Annotated in this window: 2 protein-coding genes and 1 pseudogene; all 3 read left to right on the forward strand. The window is 67.1% G+C overall.

Going from position 1 to position 2,026, the window contains the following annotated elements:
- Positions 1-333 (forward strand): LysR substrate-binding domain-containing protein (locus tag AC1DOC_RS31240; protein ID WP_478131285.1); only part of this gene is annotated, 333 nt, incomplete at its 5' end.
- A 42-nt stretch (positions 334-375) separates the two neighbouring features.
- On the forward strand, positions 376-1,797 hold the full coding sequence (leuC, locus tag AC1DOC_RS31245) for a 3-isopropylmalate dehydratase large subunit (RefSeq protein WP_012746567.1): 1,422 nt from the start codon (positions 376-378) through the stop codon (positions 1,795-1,797).
- An 18-nt stretch (positions 1,798-1,815) separates the two neighbouring features.
- A pseudogene (locus AC1DOC_RS31250) lies at positions 1,816-2,026 on the forward strand (3-isopropylmalate dehydratase small subunit); the annotation flags it as partial.

A 2,026-nucleotide genomic window follows, 5' to 3' on the forward strand; every position in this document is an offset into this window, starting at 1 on the left:
CTACGTGGCCATGCACCAGGCTACGTGGCCATGCACCAGGCCGCGCTCGAGGCGGGCCGCAGCGTGAAGCTGCGCATCCACGTGACCGGGCTGGACGCCATGTGCCGCATGATCGACAACGGCCTGGGCGTCGGCGTGATGCCGCAGCGCGCCTTCGAACTGCTGCAGGCGGGCATCGGCAGCCGCCTTCGCAGCGTGGCGCTCAACGACGCCTGGTCCCGGCGCGAGATCCGACTGGCGGCACGCGACTTCTCCACCCTGCCGGTGGCCGCGCGCACCCTGGTCAACCACCTGCATACGCCGGCGGCGGCCGCCGAGCCGCTCGCCGCCTAGAACGCAAGACAATCACCTCCCCACGAAAGACAAGAGAACGACATGGCACGCACGCTCTACGACAAGATCTGGGACGAACACGTCGTCCACACCGAGGAAGACGGCACCGCGATCCTCTACATCGACCGCCACCTGGTGCACGAAGTCACCAGCCCGCAGGCCTTCGAGGGCCTGCGCGAGGCCGGCCGCAAGCTGTGGCGCATCAGCTCGGTGGTGGCCACGGCCGACCACAACACGCCCACCACCGGCTGGGAGCGCGGCTACGAAGGCATTGCCGATCCGACCAGCAAGGAGCAGGTCACCACGCTCGACAAGAACATCGCGGAATTCGGCGCCGCCGCGTTCTTTCCATTCCTGAGCAAGCGCCAGGGCATCGTGCACGTGATCGGCCCTGAATCAGGCGCCACGCTGCCGGGCATGACGGTGGTCTGCGGCGACTCGCACACCTCCACCCACGGCGCCTTCGGTGCGCTCGCGCACGGCATCGGCACCAGCGAGGTCGAGCACGTCATGGCCACGCAGACGCTGCTCGGCAAGAAGGCGAAGAACATGCTCGTGAAGGTCGAGGGCAAGCTGCCTTTCGGCTGCACCGCCAAGGACATCGTGCTGGCCATCATCGGCAAGATCGGCACGGCCGGCGGCACGGGCTACACGATCGAATTCGCGGGCTCGGCCATCCGCGACCTGAGCATGGAAGGCCGCATGACGGTCTGCAACATGGCCATCGAGGCCGGTGCGCGCGCCGGCCTCGTGGCGGTCGATGAAAAGACCATCGGCTACATCAAGGGCCGGCCGCTCGCGCCCACCGGTGTGGAGTGGGACCAGGCCGTGGCCTACTGGCGCACGCTGCAGTCCGACCCCGACGCCGCGTTCGACGCCGTGGTCGAGCTCGACGCCACGCAGATCCAGCCGCAGGTCACCTGGGGCACCTCGCCCGAGATGGTGGTCGACATCAACGGCCGCGTGCCCGATCCCGACAAGGAAAAGGACGCCAGCAAGCGCAGCGCCATCGAGCGCGCGCTGGTCTACATGGGCCTGGAGCCGAACAAGGCAATGAACGACATCTTCATCGACAAGGTGTTCATCGGCTCGTGCACCAACAGCCGCATCGAGGACATGCGCGAAGCCGCCGCCGTGGTGAAGAAGCTCGGCCAGAAAGTGGCCAAGAACGTCAAGCTCGCGATGGTGGTGCCCGGCTCGGGCGTGGTGAAGGAACAGGCCGAGCGCGAAGGGCTCGATGTGATCTTCAAGGCCGCGGGATTCGAATGGCGCGAGCCCGGCTGCTCGATGTGCCTGGCGATGAACGCCGACCGCCTGGAACCCGGCGAGCGCTGCGCCTCCACCAGCAACCGCAACTTCGAAGGCCGCCAGGGCGCCGGCGGCCGCACCCACCTCGTGAGCCCGGCCATGGCCGCCGCTGCCGCGGTGCACGGCCACTTCGTCGACGTGCGCACCTTCGCCTGAACACAGAGAGAAATTCACATGCAGAAATTCACCGTGCACAAGGGCCTCGTGGCCCCGATGGACCGCGAGAACGTCGACACCGACGCGATCATTCCGAAGCAGTTCCTCAAGTCGATCCGCAAGACCGGCTTCGGCCAGAACCTGTTCGACGAATGGCGTTACCTGGACGCCGGCTTTCCGGGCCAGGACCCGCAAAGCCGCAAGCCCAACCCCGACTTCGTGCTGAAAC

It is taken from the genome of Variovorax sp. 01T439_2, from assembly GCF_056398445.1.

Coding starts and splice junctions, on each gene's coding strand:
- leuC (WP_012746567.1), top strand. CDS start 376: ATGGCACGCACGCTCTACGACAAGATCTGGGACGAACACGTCGTCCAC.